The sequence below is a fragment of the Nocardia sp. NPDC058705 genome (assembly GCF_042749305.1).
Classification (GTDB): Bacteria; Actinomycetota; Actinomycetes; order Mycobacteriales; family Mycobacteriaceae; genus Nocardia.
Map to the genome: position 1 here is coordinate 436,736 of NZ_JBHYRN010000001.1, position 17,101 is coordinate 453,836.

14 protein-coding genes and 1 pseudogene are annotated in these 17,101 nt (G+C 66.3%); 7 read left to right on the forward strand and 8 right to left on the reverse strand.

Going from position 1 to position 17,101, the window contains the following annotated elements; all coding sequences use genetic code 11:
- Positions 1 to 3 precede the first annotated feature (3 nt).
- Positions 4 to 1,539 (forward strand): AMP-binding protein, encoded by a 1,536-nt coding sequence (locus ACFW6D_RS02025; protein WP_379323814.1) that lies wholly within the window; start codon positions 4 to 6, stop codon positions 1,537 to 1,539.
- Between the two features lie 180 nt (positions 1,540 to 1,719).
- A complete protein-coding gene (locus ACFW6D_RS02030) occupies positions 1,720 to 2,796 on the forward strand; it encodes a condensation domain-containing protein (RefSeq protein ID WP_379323816.1) in 1,077 nt (358 codons plus the stop codon).
- A 950-nt stretch (positions 2,797 to 3,746) separates the two neighbouring features.
- On the opposite strand, the gene ACFW6D_RS02035 is transcribed toward ACFW6D_RS02030, so the two are convergent.
- Complete coding sequence (locus tag ACFW6D_RS02035; RefSeq protein WP_379323818.1) at positions 3,747 to 4,469, reverse strand: SDR family oxidoreductase; 723 nt, start codon at positions 4,467 to 4,469, stop codon at positions 3,747 to 3,749.
- 69 nt (positions 4,470 to 4,538) lie between these two features.
- Between ACFW6D_RS02035 and ACFW6D_RS02040 the strand changes: the two genes are divergently transcribed.
- Positions 4,539 to 4,913 carry a MerR family transcriptional regulator gene (locus ACFW6D_RS02040; protein WP_379323820.1) on the forward strand — a complete coding sequence of 125 codons (375 nt, stop codon included), beginning with the start codon at positions 4,539 to 4,541 and terminating at the stop codon, positions 4,911 to 4,913.
- 739 nt (positions 4,914 to 5,652) lie between these two features.
- Here the strand turns inward: ACFW6D_RS02040 and ACFW6D_RS02045 are convergent.
- Positions 5,653 to 5,862: a hypothetical protein gene (locus ACFW6D_RS02045; protein ID WP_379323822.1), complete on the reverse strand. Its 210-nt coding sequence runs from the start codon at positions 5,860 to 5,862 to the stop codon at positions 5,653 to 5,655.
- A gap of 515 nt (positions 5,863 to 6,377) precedes the next feature.
- Here ACFW6D_RS02045 and ACFW6D_RS02050 point away from each other — a divergent pair.
- A complete protein-coding gene (locus ACFW6D_RS02050) occupies positions 6,378 to 7,331 on the forward strand; it encodes a hypothetical protein (protein ID WP_379323824.1) in 954 nt (317 codons plus the stop codon).
- 240 nt (positions 7,332 to 7,571) lie between these two features.
- Here ACFW6D_RS02050 and ACFW6D_RS02055 read toward each other — a convergent pair whose 3' ends face one another.
- Entirely contained in the window at positions 7,572 to 8,228 is a 657-nt protein-coding gene (locus tag ACFW6D_RS02055) for a response regulator (RefSeq protein WP_379323826.1), read from the reverse strand.
- The gene (locus ACFW6D_RS02060) at positions 8,225 to 9,364 is read right to left on the reverse strand and encodes a sensor histidine kinase (protein ID WP_379323828.1); all 1,140 of its coding nucleotides are present in this window, start codon (positions 9,362 to 9,364) and stop codon (positions 8,225 to 8,227) included. Before ACFW6D_RS02060 ends, ACFW6D_RS02055 begins: the two co-directional genes overlap by 4 nt.
- 160 nt (positions 9,365 to 9,524) lie before the next feature.
- Between ACFW6D_RS02060 and ACFW6D_RS02065 the strand changes: the two genes are divergently transcribed.
- Complete coding sequence (locus tag ACFW6D_RS02065; RefSeq protein WP_379323830.1) at positions 9,525 to 9,980, forward strand: DUF6326 family protein; 456 nt, start codon at positions 9,525 to 9,527, stop codon at positions 9,978 to 9,980.
- Between the two features lie 35 nt (positions 9,981 to 10,015).
- On the opposite strand, the pseudogene ACFW6D_RS02070 reads toward ACFW6D_RS02065, so the two are convergent.
- The 4 genes and pseudogenes from ACFW6D_RS02070 to ACFW6D_RS02085 form a co-directional block, all read right to left on the reverse strand.
- A pseudogene (locus ACFW6D_RS02070) lies at positions 10,016 to 10,078 on the reverse strand (hypothetical protein); the annotation flags it as partial.
- A gap of 321 nt (positions 10,079 to 10,399) precedes the next feature.
- A complete protein-coding gene (locus ACFW6D_RS02075; RefSeq protein WP_379323832.1) occupies positions 10,400 to 11,812 on the reverse strand; it encodes a phytoene desaturase family protein in 1,413 nt (470 codons plus the stop codon).
- 39 nt (positions 11,813 to 11,851) lie between these two features.
- Positions 11,852 to 13,654 (reverse strand): DUF3556 domain-containing protein, encoded by a 1,803-nt coding sequence (locus ACFW6D_RS02080; protein ID WP_379323834.1) that lies wholly within the window; start codon positions 13,652 to 13,654, stop codon positions 11,852 to 11,854.
- Between the two features lie 91 nt (positions 13,655 to 13,745).
- Positions 13,746 to 15,188, reverse strand: a complete 1,443-nt coding sequence (locus ACFW6D_RS02085; RefSeq protein ID WP_379323836.1) for a class I adenylate-forming enzyme family protein — start codon at positions 15,186 to 15,188, stop codon at positions 13,746 to 13,748.
- A 160-nt stretch (positions 15,189 to 15,348) separates the two neighbouring features.
- Here ACFW6D_RS02085 and ACFW6D_RS02090 point away from each other — a divergent pair, with 160 nt between their 5' ends.
- Positions 15,349 to 16,629 (forward strand): PucR family transcriptional regulator, encoded by a 1,281-nt coding sequence (locus ACFW6D_RS02090; RefSeq protein ID WP_379323837.1) that lies wholly within the window; start codon positions 15,349 to 15,351, stop codon positions 16,627 to 16,629.
- Positions 16,630 to 16,656: 27 nt separating this feature from the next.
- Entirely contained in the window at positions 16,657 to 17,088 is a 432-nt protein-coding gene (locus ACFW6D_RS02095; RefSeq protein ID WP_379230279.1) for a VOC family protein, read from the forward strand.
- The last annotated feature ends 13 nt before the right edge of the window (positions 17,089 to 17,101 follow it).

Consider the following 17,101-nt stretch of genomic DNA (forward strand, 5'->3'; position numbering starts at 1 on the left):
ATCATGGCAAACCTTTTCGACCCCGTTCGTCGGCACGCGGATTCCCATCCCGACACGGTGGCCATTCGCGGCGAAAGTTCCGTTCCCGGCGGATACACCGCGTGGACCTATCACCAATTACGTTCGGCCAGTATCAATTACGCGACGATACTGATCGGCTCCGGGCTTCGAGTCGGCGATCGGGTCCTGCTCATCGCACCGTCGGTTCCCGAATTCGTCGTCGCGTACATGGGCATTCAAGTGGCCGGTGCTGTCGTCGTTCCGGTGAACACGATGTCGACGCGAGCCGAAGTCGAATATGTGCTCAACGATGCGAAATGCGCGCTCGTGATCGCCTGGTACGGATTGGGTCCCGCCGCATCGTCGGCCGCCAATGCCTGTGGCGTACCGGTCCGGACACTGGGGTTGGGCGCGGATTCGGGTCCGGCGTCGACGGAGGTTCGGGATCGCGACCCCGAGGACACCGCCGCGATCCTCTACACCTCGGGCACCACCGGCCGACCCAAAGGCGCCCAGCTGACGGTGCGAAATCTGTTGTCCGCGGGCGAGATCGGCGTCGCGTGCAGCCGGTCGACGCGTACTGACCGCACCGGCACCGCACTGCCGCTGTTCCACGTCTTCGGCCAGGCCTCGGTCATGATGACCACCTTCACCGCAGGCGGGTCACTGTCGTTGCTGTCCCGGTTCGACGCGGCGGCGATGACAGCGATGCTGCGTCGCGACCGGCTCACCGTGCTGGCCGGGGTCCCGACCATGTGGAACGCCATGCTGCACGCCGCCGACGACACCGACCCCGCCGACTTCGCGCAACTGCGCATCGCGATCTCCGGCGGCGCGTCCCTGCCCGCCGCGGTGACCCAGCAGTTCGAAGCACGCTTCGGCTGCACCATCCTCGAGGGCTACGGCCTCACCGAAACCACCGCCTTCGGCACCTTCACCGACATCGACCGGGGCCCGAAAGTCGGATCCGTCGGCAGCCCAACACCACTCACCCGAATCGAGGTCCGCGACGAGGCAGGCGATCCGTGCCCGCCCTCGACCGTCGGCGAGATCTTCATCCGCGGGGCGACGGTCATGAAAGGCTACTGGGAACGACCCTCCGACACGGCCGCCGTTCTCGACGCCGACGGCTGGCTGCGCACCGGCGACCTGGGCACCACTGACGCCGACGGCGACCTGCGCATCGTCGACCGAGCCAAGGACCTCATCATCCGCGGCGGCTACAACGTCTACCCGAGCGAAGTCGAGGAAACCCTTTTCGCACACCCCGACATCATCGAGGTAGCCGTGATCGGCATCCCCGACGACCACTACGGCGAGGAAGTCGCCACTGTCGTCGTCCGCCACCCGGCATCGACCCTCAGCGCCGACGACGTGTCGACGTGGGCCCGAGAACGCCTCTCCGCCTACAAGATCCCGCGCGTGATCCAGTTCGTCGACACCTTGCCGAAGGGAGCAACCGGCAAGATCCTCAAACGCTCCATCGACCGCGCATCCCTCGCCCAGGCTGCGTCCGACAAGCGCCGAGAAATACCGTGACCGCAGCATAAACTTCCTGACTTATATTCCAGCACACCGCTATTGGTGATCAGTATGTATCCAGACACCAATTGTGAAATCGCCCGATAAGCCGGGCGAAGATCGCCACCGGACGTAATCGGATCGCAGCAGTGTCGCGCGATCGCGCACATTTCAGCTATTTGCCTCAGGGGTATATCCATGTCCGTTTCCACGCGCTATCCGCTTACCGCCTATCAGCGCGACATCTGGGCGATCGTCGAACATTTCCCCGGTCTGCCCAGCTATCTCGCCGGCGTGGTCGGCCGCTTCTCCCTCGCCATCGACGTCGCCACGATGGTCGCCGCGATCGAGCGGACCTGGGCGCGCAACGACGGCCTCCGGCTGCGCTACCGCGTCCTGGACGGTGTTCCCTACCAGGAACTCTCGACCGACCCGATGCCACCGGTTCAGGTGATCGACGTCGGCGATTCCCCCGATCCGCAGGCCGAGGCGCAGCGTCGGATCGAGCTGCTCACCAGTTCGGCGATCGACCTGATCGGGGCGGTGCCGTTCCGGGCGCACGTCATCCGCGCCGGCGCGGAGTCCTCGTACCTCGTCCTGACGACCCACCATGTCGCCGCCGACGCGACCGGGCTGTTCCACATCGGCGCCCAGGTTCTCACCGATTACGCCACCACGATGGCGGGGAATCCGATCGAGTTGCCGGGGTCGTCATTTCTTGAGTGCTTGCCCTTCGAACACGATTACCGGTCCGGCGATCAGTACGTCGCCGATCGCGACGCCGTGACAGCCAGACTGCGCGACATCACCCCCGCGCTGTTCGACCGTCCGCGCGCGGGTGAGGGCCTGGCGCCGGTCACCGCGTACGAGTTCACGCTGGATCGCCTGCTGGTCAACCGGATTCGGGACGCGGGCTTGTCCCTGTATCCGTACTTCTGCGCAATGCTCGGCCTCTACCTGTCGCGCGTGCTGCGCACCGAGGACGTCGCCATCGGCATCCCGTTCGGTAACCGCACCAACCCCACCGAGCAGGCCACCATCGGTCACTTCGCCAACACGCTTCCGCTGCCCATCCGGACATCAGGCCATCACACCGTGCGCGATTTGGCATCCGCGGTGAAAGCCGATGTGCGCCAGCTGAAGCAGCACGAACGCTATCCACTCGGCGATCTCATGGGCGAGCTGCGCCGACTCGCCGACCCCGCCGAACAACTCTTCGACGTGACGGTCTCCTACGCGCGACGTCGACTTCGTCGGTGCCGCGTCGCACGGTGATGTCGTCGTCAGCACCACCGACGTGCAGAAGGTCGGGGGTCGCCTCGCATTCGCCAATTGCTATCTCTCCGCCGCGGACAAACGCATCGTGCGGGCAAGCGCCGTATTCGCGAATGTGGGGAATTCCTGACCCGAGCACGACGACCCTCTGCTACGCGACCGGGATCACTGGAGGCCGGACGCTCTGCGCGATGTGGTCACGGCGCTCGGCTAGGCCCCCCACCAGATCCCCGACCGCGACTTCACGCCCTACGGCGTCACTGTTGCTGATTTCTCAGCGATGCGAGATCGGTTCGCGGACTGGGAATCTGACCTGTTGCGCTGACGAATCAGCCCTCGAAATGTGCCAACGCTCTGCCACCGCCCGGCGAATTTCGTGGTAGAACCCGGCGTCGCCGCCGATCTGCGGGCCGCCGCCGGCCGCCGCTCCACAGCGGATACCGAAGCAGCTCGGCCGAGTTCGCGGCGATCTGGGCCGCCCACGATGTGGCCTTCCGCCGAGACGACCGCAAACGGACCAACCACCCGGCGTGGGTAAATCCGGACACACCGGAGCGCGAGGAAGCACTCGACTCTCTCGCGCGCGAACTCGCCTATTCCTCGCGGTCTCCGCTGCTACGAACACCGGCCGACGCAGGATTGGAATTCGAGGAGATCTCCTACCCGTCCACCGACGGTGTCCCATTGGCGGCCTGGTATATCCCGTCTCCGGACGCCGACAAGCTGATCGTGGCGATGCACGCCTTCGGGTTCAGCCGTTACGGCTACCCTTCGCATCTCGAACCGTGGAAGTCGGTGTTCGGGGAGGGAAATGACATCGAGATCGACTTAATCCCTCCCAGTTCAGTCGCGACTACAAGCGGGCGTTCGGCTCCGCACCGTCCCACGACGCGACCGAGTTCCGTATCGCGGGCGGAGGCTACCTGCCGTGACCGCGCACTTCGTGCGGATCACGGCCGACGGGATGTGGGACCGACGAGTTGCGGATAGAGCAGCGCCGGATCCTCACCGAGACGCGCCTTCCAGGCCACGGTCTGCGCATCGGCCAGCACCTCGAGGGCGCCCGCTCGCACACCGTCGAGTGCGCGGCGCGCGATCAGGGCCGGGTCGGTCTTGTCGACGTCGATCCCTGCCATCATGTCGGTATCGACGCTGGCCATAGCCAGTCCGGTGACCTGGGTGCCCTGATCGGCGAGTTCGACACGGATGCCGTTGGTCAGCGCCCAGGCCGCGGCCTTGGAGGCGGAGTAGCTGTTGGAATGTTCGTAGGCCATCCAGGCCATCACCGACAGCACATTGAGCACTGCACCACCGCCGTTCGCGGCCAGTACCGGCGCGAAGGCGCGGACCATGCGCAAGGTGCCGAAGTAGTTGGTCTCCATCTCCTGCCGGATATCGGGCATCGGGCCGTCCACCAGTTTCGCGTACGTCGACACACCAGCGTTGTTGATCAGCAGGGTCACGTCACCCGCCGCTGCCGCCGCGGCCGTGACGGACGCATCGTCGGTGACATCCAACCGGATCGGTACCACCCCGGGCAGATCCACCTCCTCCGGATTGCGGGCTGCCGCATAGATCTTCGCTGCACCCCGGCTCTGCAATTCAGTGACGAAGCGTCGGCCGATGCCACGATTGGCGCCGGTCACCAGTGCGATCGAGTTCTCGAGTTCCATGACCGCTACGCTAAAACCTAACGTCGGCGTGAGAGGCAAGCCGATCCAGTGTGAAAGGCGGCACATCTCATGCGAATCGGAGAACTCGCCCACCGCGCCGGTGTCAGTGTGCGCGCCCTGCGGTACTACGAGGAACAGGAACTACTGGCCCCCGAGCGCACCGCCTCCGGCCAGCGCGTCTACACCGAGGAAGCGGTCGAGCGGGTACGCATCTTCCAGCAGTTCTACGCGGCCGGACTCGGCAGCCGCACCATCGCAAAGCTGTTGCCCTGCATCGACACCGGCCACACCACCCCCACCCAACGCGACGAACTACTCGCCGAACGCGGCCGCCTCGCCGACCACATCGTCACCATGACCAACGCCTTGCACCGCCTCGACGACCTGATCACGGCCGCCGACCACCGCACCGAAGTACAAGCTGTCGGCACTGGGCTGTCCTGATGGTCCCGAATCGCGTGGCATGCCGGCCTCGGCTGATCAGCACAGCTCGCGGCCCGAATCCTCCTGCCACTGAACGCAACTGGCGAAGATCATCCACCAATCAGCCAGCGGGAGCGCGGAATCTCGAATCAGGTAGTGGCGGGCCAGCTCTGTAAGTGCGTAGCAGCAGATCGACGAGTTCGTTCGGGGACTTCTCGCGCACTCCCCCCGATGAGCGCGACCCGCCGCGACGCGACAAAGACGGGCTGGCCGGCGAAGTTTGGGCGCGGCAGATCGGTCGTCCCACAGCGAACAACCCCGCTTATGGGTTATGCCGGCTCATGAACTCAGTGTCGAAGCTGCATGGTTGACCAACAGCGATTTGTCCGAATACCAGCACCCCGGGCGGCTGGTGGGGCGGGCCATCGACAAGCACAGGCGGTGAATGGCCTGTTCGCAGCGGCCGAATTCGGCGTCGTGCGACGTTCGGTTGCAGAGCGTTGTTGACGACATCGCCCCTCTATAGCGAACGAGTACAGCTGCGGGTAAACGACGAGCCTGAAACTCAGGATGCCGATGATGAAGCTGGGCAGCAGACATCGAGAAAATCACCACGGGGCGTTGTGTCCCGGTCTCGAGCTCGCCGCGAAAGTCCGAGAGCACAATCCGGCGAATTCGAGTAGTGCGCTACGCATGCTCTGGCGCGGCCGCCCTCCGAGAATCAGAGCATGAGCAGATGGCGACGGCCGTTCTCGGCCTGCTATTCAGCGATCCTGGGCAGCACGAAGGTTCCGAGGCAGCCGCCGATCAGGAGAGGAGCGGTCATGCGTGACCGGTGCATATTGGCCTGTGTGGCCGCTGCTCTGATAGCAGGAGGCTGCGCGACCTCGATACCCGAGACGAGCAACAATGCCACCACGCCCGGTGGCGGATCGACCGCTCCCGCAGCGGTGCCCTCGACCACTGCCACCGCAGGGCCCCAGGGACCGCCGGGTCTACCAGGAAAGACCGACGCCGATCAGGTGCAGGGGGCACCGTTCAAGATTCCCGCGATCACTCTCAACACCGGCGCGTCGATTGTCACGATGGAACGTAAGGTGAAGGCCGATATCGCGGCCGTGTGCCCTGGCTGTGCGACCGTGGTGGTCCGTGAGGGTACCGATACGACAAGAAGTCGTTGCCAACTCTCTGGATACGCCGGCGGGAAGCCCGATTCTGACAACCCCGGGAGTGCAACCCCATCGGTCGTCGTGGAGCCGGGTGCGCAAATCATCCTCTACACGGGCACCTTGGATCCGATCCAGATGCCGTGTGATGAAGACCCCGAGCACTTCTATCCCGCCACAACACCTTCCGAACCAGCCCCGACAGGGCCACGCACAACAGGGCCGGGCACAACCACAACAGAGCCCGGCACCACAGAGCCCACCGTTTCTGGTCCGTCGACGGCACCCCTGATCGTGCCACCGCCTGAGGGTAGCCCTGGTGTCACACCCACCGAATGAGCCCGACTCGACCCGCACGGTGACCGGTTCGCCGTTCGACGGTTTCGGGACAGTCGCGCGCTCGATCGGGCAGTTCGTCGCGCCGGCGACATTGCTCGTGGCGGTGCTGTTCTACTTCGGGTGGGCACACGTCTACTGGTTCTTCCACTACTTCGGGGTCGACTCCACCACCCTCGATCCCAGTATGCGCGAATACTTGATGCGCACCGTCGATGCCTTGTTCGTACCGCTGACCGTGGTCGCGGTCATCGGAATGACCTTGCAATGGGGTTATCTGGCATTACCGGACTCGGTGCGCCGCCGCGAACCGGGCCGGTGGGTGAAGGCCACCGTCGTGCTGGTGGCCGCGGCCGCTCTCGTTAATGGCCTCAGCCGCATCTACGTGATAACACCGTTCAATCGCGGGCTGTGCGTGGCACCCATCTCGATCATCGCCGGAACACTCCTACTGTGGCTGATGGTGGTGCGACGCCGCGCCCGCAGGCCGCGCCCTCTACCCGACGACGCGGCCACACAATCGCAAGCCTTCGCGGCGGCGGCCGCGGAATGGTCGGTGCTGTTCGTCATCATCGGGCTGAGTCTGTTCTGGATCGCCACCGACTACTCGGTGGCCGTCGGGCAGACCCGGGCACGCCAGTGGGCCGCGCAATTGGCCGACCAGCCCGGAGTGGTCATCTACAGCGAAAAGGATCTGCACCTCTCGCGTACCGAGGTCCGCACCGTCGACTGTCACCCCGATCCGGCGATTCCCGCGGCTTACCGGTTCCGATATGACGGGCTGGTCCCGCTGACCCGCATCGGCGACCACTACGTGCTGGTCCCCCGCAGCTGGACCCCCGACCGCGGTGCGGCCATCGCACTACCCTCCTCGCCGCCCGGAGCGATCAGATTCGAATTCCGCGGCGCGAATGAATCCGCCCCGCCGAACTGCTGAAGAGCCACCGACTTCGACTGTGATGTAATCCGCGGAGACCTCACCGGCCTCCGAGACCGGGGCATCGACAGTAGCCGTCACGACGTACGCGCAGCCGGCGCGCAGACCTCCGGTGGGCTGCTCCGGCGCCCACGGCAGCATGCCCGCCACCGAACGTCCCGGGTCGTCGGACACGCGATCATGATGACCGCAGCGAGCAGCGGGGTCATTTCCGGGAAAGACTCGGATTTTTAGCTCCCGCTAATCGGCTCGCACGCGCCTGGTGTCATACGCCCACATCGCGATCTCGACGCGGTTGCGGGCGCCGAGCTTGGACATCAACGATGCGATGTGGGTCTTGACCGTGCTCAGGCCGACGAAGAGCTCGATGGCGATCTCGGCGTTGGTCCGGCCGCGCGCCACCAGCGCGAGCACCTGCTCCTCGCGCTCGGTGAGCGGGTCGATGGGCTGGACCGGTACCACCGGCGCCTGGTCGGCGAAGGTCGCCAGCAGCCGACGGGTGACGTTGGGGGCGATGAGCGCGTCGCCGTCGGCCGCCGCGTGGATGGCCTGCACGAGGAGCTCCGGCCCGGCGTCCTTGAGCAGGAAGCCGCGGGCCCCGGCGCGTAGGGCGCCGAGGACGTACTCATCGAGGTCGAAGGTGGTGATCACGACGACCGCCATCGGGCTCGTCACCTCCGGCCCGGCCAGGCGCCGCGTCACCTCGATGCCGTCGAGACCGGGCATCCGGATGTCGACAAGGAGGACATCGGGACGCAGCCGGGTCGCCAGGTCGAGTGCTGTGAGCCCGTCTGCTGCCTCTCCCACGACCTCGAGGCCGGGTTGCGCGCTGAGGATCATCACCAACCCGGTCCGGACCAAGTCCTGGTCGTCGGCGACGAGCACACGAATGCTCATGCCGGTGTCTCCACCGGCAGCACGGCCTCGACCACCCAGCCGCCCGCCGGCCCCGGCCCCGCGCACAGCGATCCGCCGAGGAGTTCGGCGCGTTCGGCCATGCCGAGCAGGCCGAATCCAGGCTCCGGGACCGGCCCCGGCTCGGTCTGTCCATCGTCGCTGACCCGCAGCCTGACGGTATCGCCATCGCGGCGTACGTCGATTCCGACGCGGGTCGCGCTCCGGGCGTGCCGTACCGCGTTGGTCAGCGACTCCTGCGCGAGCCGGTAGAGCGCGGCGTCCACGGGTCGTGCCAGCCGGGTCGACGAACCGTCCAGCGAGACTTCGACGGTGGGCGTCGCGTCGGCGCGGGCCAGCGCGGGCAGGTCCGCGACACCCGGTTGCGGTGCGTAGGCGACGGTTTCGTCCTCACGCAGCACCCGCACCATGGATCTCATCTCAGCCAGGGTTCGCGACGCTTCGGACTCTATCGCGGCCAGGACCTCGGCAGCCTTCTCTGGCTGGACGGCGGCGACCACGCGACCGGCCTGCGCCTGCACCGCGATGGCCGAGACGTGGTGGGCCACGATGTCGTGCAGCTCGCGCGCCAGCGACACCCGTTCCTGATTGCGGATCTCGCGCTGTTGGCGATGCCAGAGGTCGGCGCGGTAGCGGAACACCACCGCCAGGGCGATGAGCAACAGCACGAGGACGGTTCCGCCGAAAACGTCGGCCCAGCCTGCGGAAGAGGCGTACATCCCCAGCGCGACAACGACTGTCACGAACGCCGTCCCCGCGACGATCTCCCGTCCTGAACCCCACCGCACCAGGGAGTAGAGCAGGATCAAGACGACCGGCATGCAATAGCGGCCGAGGTCCCCGGCATGCGCGGTGAGCTGCAGGATCGAGAGCAGTCCGGCGACGCCCCACCCGACCAGGGCGGCCGTCAGGGGGCGGCTTCGCCGCCAGAGCAGGGCAGGCATCAGCGCCAGGGCGAGCACCACCACAAGGGGTCGCCAGGGCGAGCCCGGCGCGACGATGCATTCGACCACGGTGGCGGCCGCGAACACCCCCACCAGCAGCCAGTCGAGACGACCGATGGGTGGGGCGTCAGCAGGCCGAGGCTCGTGCCAGAGGGAGCGACGGACAGTGACCACCACCCCAGCCTAGGGATCGGCGGGCCTCGGCGTATCCGCCGAAAGTACGAGACAGAGACCAGGCCATCGGCCAGGTGAACTCCGGCCTCCGGGCCGGTGTGTTCGGCGCCGGGCTCAGCGATCGTTGATCTACCGATCCGCTCGACAACTGGAGCCCATGATGAAAACCTCCCTGGAAGACCAGCCGATGCCGGTGCGAGCCGAGCTCGCCGCAGCGTGGACGAGCTTCATGTTCCTGTACGCCTACGTGGATATTCTCAACTTCTTCACGCCCGGCGTCGTCGAGGACATCCTCGACGGCAGGGTCTTCGAATTCAGCCTCTCCCAGACGTTTTCGACCGCAGCGCTGACCCTGCTGGCTGTCCCGATCTTCATGGTCGTGCTGTCGATGACGCTGCCCGCCGGGGTCAACCGCCTCGCGAACCTCATCGTGGCTTCGCTCTATATCCCCGTCACGGTGTTCAACGTGGTGGGCGCGTCCTGGCTGTACTTCTACGGCCTCGGCGTCGTCTTGGAACTGATCCTCATCGCCTTCATCCTGTGGTCCGCCTGGACCTGGCCCCGCACCGCGCCTTCGGTGACCGGGCCCTCGGCTTCCTCCTCCAACCCGTGGTAGCCACCCGGACAGGTCCGCAGAGTCGCCGACGGCACGAGGTCGACCACCCGGCGGCTGGCGGAGAGCGGATTGATCAGATCGGCGTCTCCATGAACCACGAGCAGTGGAACGGCGACTCGGGTCTGCTGCTGGTCCCCGGCGGAGAGGCCGCCCGGATGAGTTCACTGCACGACCCCGGCCCTATCGGTGCGGATCCGACGTCCGCACCTCCTTCTGGACCCGCCGCCTCGTCCCGGCCCGACTCTACGAACACCTGGTCCGCCGGTACTACGACCTCTGAGCTCGATACCAAAGCTGTTGCTCGACAAGGTGTTCAGTGCTGCTGCGGCGATCCAGCGACGAAGGGCCGCGAGCATTCCACCGAGGGTTCGGGATTCTGTCGGCAGTCGCGTGACGGGCCAGGTGGGACGGTCGGCTCGTCAGCGCAGCTGCCGTATCGCTCGTTCCGCGGCGTTGACACCGCACATGCCGTGCGCGCCGGGGCCGGGCGGGGTCGCCGCCGAGCACAGGTAGTGACCCGACAGGCCGATGTCGTAGGGCTGCAGGGTTTTTCGGGGGCCGAAGAGCAGCTGCGGGATGTTCTTGGCGCCGGTCATGATGTTGCCGCCGACGTAGTTGGGGTTGTACTCGGCGAATTCTGTTGTGGTGCGGGTGGTCAGGCCGATTACGCGGTCTCGGAAGCCTGGTGCGAAGCGTTCGATCTGCGCGATGATCGCTTCGGTGGTGTCGCCGGTGTAGCCGTTGGGGACGTGGGCGTAGGTCCATACGGGGTGTACCGAGCCCGCGGAACGCTGGGGGTCGGCGAGGTATTGCTGGCCGATCAGGACGAAGGGGCGCTGGGGCATTCGGCCGGCGTGGATGTCGCGCTCGCCCGCGGCGATCTCGGCGAAGGAGCCACCCAGGTGCACTGTGCCCGCGCGGCGGGCGGCCTCGTTGGTCCACGGGATGCCGCCGTCGACGGCGAAGTCGACCTTGAAGGCGCCGGGGCCGTAGCGGAATCGGTTGTAGGCACGCGCAATTCGGGCAGGGAGCTGGTCGCTGAGGATCTCCGCGACCGCCGTCGGGGCGACGTCCCAGATGGTGATGTCGGACGGTGACAGGTCGGAAGCAGAGCGGACACGGATGCCGGTTTCAACCTTTCCGCCGTGGTCGGCCAGCACCGCGACCATGCTGTCGGCGATCTGCTGGGACCCGCCGACCGCGACCGCCCAGCCGTATCGATGTCCCGCTGTCAGGATGCCGAGCCCGACGCTGGCGCTCAGCGGGCGCTCGAGGGGTTGGAAGGCGTGCGCGGCGACGCCGCCGAACAGTGCCCGTCCCGCTTCCGTTCGGAAGGCTCGCGCCAGCAGCGCGGCCGGTGCTGTCGCCGGAATACCGAAGCGCGCCAGGCGGATCGGATGCCGGGGAATCCGCAGCAGTGGGCGCATGATGTCGGCGGCGAACACGTCGTAGTCGGCGACCGGGCGTTCGAACAGTGTGCGCCACAGCCGTTCATCGGCGCCGAGGCCGGTCGCGGTTTCGGTGACCGAGCGGTGCAGCACACCGGCGGTGCCGTCGTCGAGAGGGTGGACGCAGTCGAGTTCCGACCACGCCCACCGCAATCCGTACCGTTCCAGGTCGATGCGCTGCAGGAACGGCGACCCCACGGCCATCGGGTGGATGGCCGAGCAGTGGTCGTGCAGCAGGCCGGGCAGAATCGCCTCGCTCGAGCGGGTGCCGCCGCCGATCGTGTCGGCCGCTTCGAGGACCGTCACCTCCACGCCCGCTCGGGCCAGGGTGATCGCCGCGGCCAGTCCGTTGGGGCCGCTGCCGACCACTGTCGCCGTTGTCATCGACTTCTTCCTCTGCTCGAAATAACTTGCGGTACCGGTTTATTCGGCTGGAGCCACCACAGCCTGGGGTGATGCGGCAGTGACGTCTTCACGCCGCCAGATCACGGTGTGCGGAATCGGCCCGTCCGGCAGCCACGGCATCGCCTCAACCGCGTCGGCGACCTCCCATGTCCCGCGTTCGATCACGCCGAGTGCCGCGTCGACCACCATGTACTCCTGGGTGCTCTTGTGCACCGGTTGCGACTCCACCCACACTACGATCCACTCCCCCGGGGCGAACCCGACCCGGGCCTGGACTGCGTCGATCAGGTCGAGGTTGTGCAGGTGGCCGTCACCGAAGTTGAACCCGATCAGCGAGTTGCAGGCGAACTCGGCTTCGCGCACGGTCCAGCGATCGATGTCGGGAAGGTGCTTGTACAGCAGGGAGAACAGGCCGCGGCCCTGACTGTGCATGGAACGCCAGGCGATGGTCTGCTGCATGGTGATCTCGGCGACCGCGGGCGGGTACCCCATGGCCAGCAGCTGGTCGACCTGGTTGTCGGCGGGGCGGTGCGCGATGGTGTTCAACTTCGCTTCCGCCCCCGGTGCGAAGGCCCACAGCGCCGAGGCCCAGTTGCCCGCGTACTGACGCATGGACGGCAGGAACGACACGAGGTCCGGGCGCAGGTTGCCTAATACGGGGAAGAAGGCGAGTCCGGCCGCGATCGCCACCGTCAGCCACGGCGAGGACATGTCAAACAGCCCGTAGCCCTGCGAGTTCGGGAAACCGAGGAACAGGAAAATGGTGAGGTAGGCGAACAGGATGTTCCACTCCAGCGGCACCGCAAGGGGGAAGGTGGAGGTGATGAACAGGTGGAAGATCACCATCATCGCCACCCCGGCCAGCGTCAACCAGTGATTCGTCGAGAACAGCAACACGATCGGTGTGATCACCTCGACGGCCGTGCCACCGATATGGGCCATGAACAACGCCACCCGCGACGGGCGGATATCGTTCGGAAAGTCGCGGTAGTGGGCACGTTTGATCGACCGGAACGGCATAGCCGGACTGTTGGACACCATCGGGGGCACCACGTTGCTGAAGTGCTTGCCGAACTTCGAGACGCCCGCACCGACCCATACGATCACGATCAGCAGTTTGGCCGCGATGATCATGTCGGTGAACGGCAGCACCGCGAAGAACAGCAGCGCAGGCAGGTACTGCTCGCCGCGGGCCGCCAAGAAGATCGTCTTGTCCCGCAGCCCACACAGAATGTAGAGCACGATCGGCGCGATCAACAGCACCGGGCGGACCAGCCCGGAGGTGTTGTCCGGCAACGCTTCCACCAGTGCGGCGGTAGTCCGTCCCGGTGCGACCAGGGCGATCACCAGCGAAGCGAGAAAGCCGAGGTACAGGACCACGTCGACCGTGGTGCGCGAGTCACCGTTGGTGAACGGCACCCGATGCCAGGGCCGCAATCGGATACTTCCCCGTCGGGCGAAGTACAGGATGCCGCCGGTCATCGGCTTGAACTTGCCCGCCAACGGACCCCAGGAACCCGCGACGCCGACGGCTTCGAGCAACACCGTCCACAGCACCAGCTTCTGGTAGACGACCGGCTGGTTCCACCACTGCGCCACATCCCAGAACGGACCGGTGCCGGACGTCGCCGTCGCGATCGCGATGCCGCCGATGATGTAGAGCACGAGCACTTTCGCGAGATACACCGTGTGGATCATCTTCGGTGTTCCGAAGCCGTATTCCGCCCAGTGCAGTGCCAGCGTTCGCATACGTTCACGCAGCGGCAGATCCAAGAATGTCTCGGTGTCCACCGGCGGGAAGTCTCCCGTCTTGAATCCCATGGCTCGATCCCTTTCTTCCGACTCCCGGGCACGAGTGATCGCCACCGAAAGACTGTCTTTTCGTTCGAATTGGTTTGCGGTGCAGAACAGCTCAGGTACGCGCGGCGATGACCCGCAGCTGCAACTTGTCGATCTTGCCGACGGGATTGCGTGGCATTTCCGCGGTCAACACGATCGCGGCGGGAACCTTGAACGCCGCGAGTTCCGCACGGCAGTGCTCGGTCAGCTCTTCGACGGTGACCGTGGACTGTGGCGCGGCGACCACGTGGGCGACCGGCACCTCGCCCAGCACGGCGTCGGGCACACCGACGACCGCGGCCTCGTGGACGGCCGGGTGCCGGTAGAGCGCGTTCTCGATTTCCTTGGGATACAGGTTCTCGCCTGCCCGGATGATCATGTCCTTGATCCGGTCGACCAGGACCAGGTAGCCGTCGGCGTCGAAATAGCCGACGTCGCCGGTGTGCAGCCAGCCGTCCACGGCGGTCTTCGCCGTCTCCGTCGGCCTGCCGAGGTAGCCACGCATTACGTTCGCTCCGCGAATGACGACTTCGCCGGGTTCACCGGGCGCAGACAACGCGCCGTCGATATCCATGATCGCCACTCTCTGGCCGGGCAGCGGCAGCCCGACTGTCCCCGGCTTCCGTTGGCCCGCTATGGGATTGAGAGTCGACGCGCAGGTCCCCTCGGACAGACCGTAGCCCTCGACGATCGGCACACCGAAGCGCTGCTCGAACCTGGCGATGAGCTCGGCGGGCATCGGCGCGGCACCGCAGATCGCCAAGCGCAACGAGGAACTGTCGGGGCGCAGACCATCGGGTTGGGCAACGAGCATCGCGTAGATGGCAGGCACCGCCGAGAAATAGGTGGGTCGGACCGACTCGACCGTGACGAAAAATCCTGAAGCGGAGAACTTTCCGGCGATGGTGGTGCGTCCGCCCGCCAGCAGTGGCGACAGCACGCTGACGACGATGCCGTTGACGTGGAACAGCGGCAGTATCAGCAGGCTGTGGTCGGTCTCATTCAGACCGAGCGAATCGATGATCATCGCGCACATGGCGGCGAGATTCTCGTGACCGAGCAGCACGCCCTTCGGCCTGCCTGTCGTGCCGCTGGTGTAGATGATCAGGGCGAGATCGTCGGTAGAAGCCGCGGCCGCGACAGGGTCGGCGCGCTGGGCCAGTGCCGCGATGTCGACAGTGATTGCGGGCCTGCCGGATTCGCCGATCACGACGACGGCGCCGGAGTCTTCGACCTGATACCGGATGTCGTCGTCGGTGAGCCCGGGGTTCACGGGTGTGACCGCGGCGCCGAGCCGCCAGACCGCGAACAGGACAACCACGAGGTCCACCCGGTTGGGCAACACGACCGCGACGACATCGTCGGGTCGCACCCCCGCGCGGTGCAGGACTGCGGCGGCGGTGTCGACCCGAGCACGGAACTGCGCATTGGACAGTGTGACGGTGTCGTCGGCGATGCAGTGTCCGTGCGGGTCGGCAGCGGCTCTGACCTCGGGCAATTCGGCGATGTGTCGCATGATTCCTCACCGGTGATGAATGTGATCTGGATTACATCACTCACGGTAGGGCGCGTATTCGACGTCGACTACGGGCCAGCAGACCAGCGTTGTACCGACGTGTTGTGCCACGAGCACAAACAGCGCCACCCGACCGAGGTGCGGGGTACTGTCTGCGGCCATGGCCCATGACAACGACCCACTGGTGCGTGCGGTGGCGGGCCGGATCAAAGCCGACCTGGACCACCTGTCACCGCGGATGACCACGATGTTCGCCGAGGTCATCCCCGAATTCCGGCACGACGACGAAGTGCGAAGGCTGATGGTGGCCAGCACCGAGTCCAACATCTCCGCGATCCTGGACATGCTCACCCTCGCCATCGGCCTCGACGACATCACCGTGCCGCCCGCCGCCGCCGAGTACGCGCGTCGCTTCGCCCAGCACGACCTGTCACTCGAGGCACTGCTGCGCGCCTACCGGCTCGGCGAGAACATGTTCGTCCAATGGACCTTGACGCTGCTGGCCGAGCTGAACCCGCCCACCGACGTCGCGATGGCCACCGCGGCCCGCATCGCCTACCTGGTCAACGCCTACATCGACCAGGTGATCGAGGGTTTGATCGATATCTACGAGAGCGAGCGCCGTCGGTGGGACGCGCGCACCGACGCTGCCCGCGCCGCGCAGGTGCGTGCCGTCATCGACGCCGATGATCTGGATGTGGGTTCGGCCGAGCAGATGCTGTCGGCCTCACTGCGCGGCTGGCACCAGTTCGCGATGCTGTGGACACCACCGGGGACCCCCGAGCCTCGCGTGTCCCTGCGCGCGGGCACCACCCTGTTGGCGACCGCGACCGGAAAGACACCGATGACCGTGGAGGTCGACGATCACAACCGGTGGGTGTGGCTCTCCTCGGTGGCACGACCCGTGCTCGACACCGAACAACTCGCCCGCGACCTGCGCACCCACCCGAATCTGTCCGTCACCCTGGGCGATCCGGCCACCGGCCTCGAAGGATTCCGCCAGACCTTCCGCGACGCGCAACGGGCCCGCGCCGTCGCATTGACCAGGCGAGAGCACGGACTCACCGTCCACTCCGACGTGGCGTTGACCGCCCTGTTCGCCGACCGGGTACCGGAGATGCGGGTGTGGGCCGGGCGCGTGCTCGGCACGCTGATGGGCACCGACGACACAGCAGCGCGACTACGTGAGACCGTCCGCGCGTTCCTCGACGCCCGCGGCAGCTATACCGACGCCGCTGCCCGCCTGCACGTCCACAAGAACACCGTCCACTACCGGGTACGCAAAGCCGAAGAGCTCCTGGGACACCCGCTCGGCGAACGCAGGCTCGACACCGAAGTGGCCCTGCTGACCTGCGCCCAACTAGGGATCCTCGAGGCCCCTCACGACACCCAGCCCTTCCGTCGCAGGTCGGCTGGGACGAAAGCGAACGACGCGACCTGACTCCACCACCGGGGTTACCGTGGTCGTATGGAACAGCGAATCAGCCTGATCACGCTGGGCGTCGCCGATCTGGCGCGTGCCCGTGCCTTCTACGAAGCGCTCGGCTGGTGTGGCCAGGAGATCGAGGAGACGGTCTTCTTCCAGGCGGGCGGACTCGGCTTGGTGTTGTGGGGCCGGGACAAACTCGCCGCTGATTCAGGCCTGCCCGATGAAGGGGCTGGGTTCGGCGGTATCACGTTGGCGCACAACGTGCGGTCCGATACCGAGGTCGACGACCTGCTGGCGGTGGCACAGGCGGCGGGTGCCACGATCACCAAGCCCGCGGCCATCAACCCGGTCGGCTTCTACTCGGGTGTCTTCGTCGATCCCGACGGCTATCCGTGGGAGATCGCGCACAACCCGGGTTTCCCATTGGCCGCAGATGGGTCGATCACCATTCCCGATTTCGGCGCCGCCTGAGCCAGACGAATCG

Bases quoted from the DNA above. Each gene is read 5' to 3' on its own strand.
- ACFW6D_RS02040 (WP_379323820.1), top strand. From the start codon at position 4,539: ATGCGAATCGGAGAACTCGCCCACCGCGCCGGTGTCAGTGTGCGCGCC.
- ACFW6D_RS02065 (WP_379323830.1), top strand. From the start codon at position 9,525: ATGAAAACCTCCCTGGAAGACCAGCCGATGCCGGTGCGAGCCGAGCTC.
- ACFW6D_RS02075 (WP_379323832.1), bottom strand. From the start codon at position 11,812: ATGACAACGGCGACAGTGGTCGGCAGCGGCCCCAACGGACTGGCCGCG.
- ACFW6D_RS02030 (WP_379323816.1), top strand. From the start codon at position 1,720: ATGTCCGTTTCCACGCGCTATCCGCTTACCGCCTATCAGCGCGACATC.
- ACFW6D_RS02055 (WP_379323826.1), bottom strand. From the start codon at position 8,228: ATGAGCATTCGTGTGCTCGTCGCCGACGACCAGGACTTGGTCCGGACC.
- ACFW6D_RS02085 (WP_379323836.1), bottom strand. From the start codon at position 15,188: ATGCGACACATCGCCGAATTGCCCGAGGTCAGAGCCGCTGCCGACCCG.
- ACFW6D_RS02025 (WP_379323814.1), top strand. From the start codon at position 4: ATGGCAAACCTTTTCGACCCCGTTCGTCGGCACGCGGATTCCCATCCC.
- ACFW6D_RS02095 (WP_379230279.1), top strand. From the start codon at position 16,657: ATGGAACAGCGAATCAGCCTGATCACGCTGGGCGTCGCCGATCTGGCG.
- ACFW6D_RS02035 (WP_379323818.1), bottom strand. From the start codon at position 4,469: ATGGAACTCGAGAACTCGATCGCACTGGTGACCGGCGCCAATCGTGGC.
- ACFW6D_RS02080 (WP_379323834.1), bottom strand. From the start codon at position 13,654: ATGGGATTCAAGACGGGAGACTTCCCGCCGGTGGACACCGAGACATTC.
- ACFW6D_RS02090 (WP_379323837.1), top strand. From the start codon at position 15,349: ATGGCCCATGACAACGACCCACTGGTGCGTGCGGTGGCGGGCCGGATC.